Genomic DNA, 1628 nt, shown 5'->3' with positions numbered 1-1628 from the left:
AGATTGACAAAGAAAATATATAGTTCTTTTACATATTCATGATTAGCTTCCCAGTCATTAATTGCAATTCCTAAAGAATCCCATACATATCCTCGGCCTGTATGTCTTGAATATGTTCCTAATAATTGGATCCATGCATCCAAGGGTTTCCCTAAAGGAAGCTCCTTTCCTTTATAGGTTATTTGGCAGGGAGTAATAGCAAACTCTGTATCTTCTGTTTTCATGATAAGTGCATCTTTTTTGGGCTGGCACTGTACAAAAAACGAGCTACTCATGCTTAGATTCAGCAGTATAAATAAGAGATTTTTCATTTAAAATCCTTTATCTTTATTTTTTATTATATTCTTCTGTAAAATACTATTTCTCATACAATTCATAAGAGATTTTCAAATATTCCAACTCTCCTTCACTATAACGCAAAGTTATATAATACCAATAGTCCTGATTGGGACATATAGAGCTATGATCTTTTTGTTCGCGGAACTCTCCGGTTTTTATAGTGGTAGAGCCGGAATCCCAGCTCCAGTCGCCATCGTTATCCCAGTATCCCATTTTTTCAAGACCTTTTATTTTTGACCTCTCTTTATTTACTTCCTCTAAACTCATTCCTGATTTAACCGGTGCTCCCTGTAAATTGACTGTTTGGGTATAGGGGGTAAAAGGATAGATATAATTTTTAGGATCGTGTTTTTCTTTAAGTTGAGTTAACTCTTCTTGTGTAAATGGTTTTACATCTGGATACTCAAGATCTGGAGAAAGCATTCTCTTTTCTTTTTCTTTAGTAATAGGATAATATCCCCAAGCATATTGCAATTTTCCCGCTTGTCCTACCTTACTATCCAGATTGACAAAGAAAATATATAGTTCTATTGTAGGTCGTGATTCTATAAAAGAACGTGTATTATAATCAGTATCTTTATAATATTTAGCAGCATCCCAATGTATCGTTGCTCCTATTCCTAAAGTATCCCAAATAAAAACTCCATCTACAAATCTATTATATTCTCCAAATATCTTTATCCATTCTTTAAAAGGTTTTCCTAAAGGAAGTTCCTTTCCTTTATAGGTTATTTGGCAGGGAGTAATAGTAAATTCTGTATCCATAGGTTTTGGGGGTTCTTTGGTTTGACATTGGGTGTAAAAACTACAAAACCCTAAAAGAAAAATGAGTACTGTATTATTTCTCATTCTCTTTGGATAAATATTCTACTTTCAAATATTCCAACTCTCCTTCACTATAACGCAAAGTTATATAATACCAATAGTCCTGATTGGGACATATAGAGCTATGATCTTTTTGTTCGCGGAACTCTCCGGTTTTTATAGTGGTAGAGCCGGAATCCCAGCTCCAGTCGCCATCGTTATCCCAGTATCCCATTTTTTCAAGACCTTTTATTTTTGACCTCTCTTTATTTACTTCATTTAAACTCATTCCTGATTTAACCGGTGCTCCCTGTAAATTGACTGTTTGGGTATAGGGGGTAAAAGGATAGATATAATCAGGTTTCTTTTTTAGCATTTTTTCTCTAGATTGATCCAACTCTTCCTGAGTATATGGTTTATTTCTTATTGTACTTTTTAGAAGAGATTCCTCCTCCTCTTTACTTAAAATGTAATATTCATTCCAT

Annotated in this window: 3 protein-coding genes; all 3 read right to left on the bottom strand. The window is 33.9% G+C overall.

Annotated features, from left to right (window positions below):
- Positions 1 to 275 (bottom strand): DUF7738 domain-containing protein (locus C4S77_RS04490; protein WP_455423244.1); only part of this gene is annotated, 275 nt, incomplete at its 3' end.
- A gap of 82 nt (positions 276 to 357) precedes the next feature.
- On the bottom strand, positions 358 to 1188 hold the full coding sequence (locus C4S77_RS04485) for a DUF7738 domain-containing protein (RefSeq protein WP_105246376.1): 831 nt from the start codon (positions 1186 to 1188) through the stop codon (positions 358 to 360).
- Positions 1178 to 1628 (bottom strand): hypothetical protein (locus tag C4S77_RS12990; RefSeq protein WP_395856037.1); only part of this gene is annotated, 451 nt, incomplete at its 5' end. The genes C4S77_RS04485 and C4S77_RS12990, both read right to left, overlap by 11 nt.

The sequence above is a fragment of the Apibacter adventoris genome (assembly GCF_002964975.1).
GTDB lineage: Bacteria > Bacteroidota > Bacteroidia > Flavobacteriales > Weeksellaceae > Apibacter > Apibacter adventoris.
This window is presented reverse-complemented; position numbering and strand designations above follow the sequence as displayed.

Coding starts and splice junctions, on each gene's coding strand:
- C4S77_RS04485 (WP_105246376.1), bottom strand. CDS start 1,188: ATGAGAAATAATACAGTACTCATTTTTCTTTTAGGGTTTTGTAGTTTT.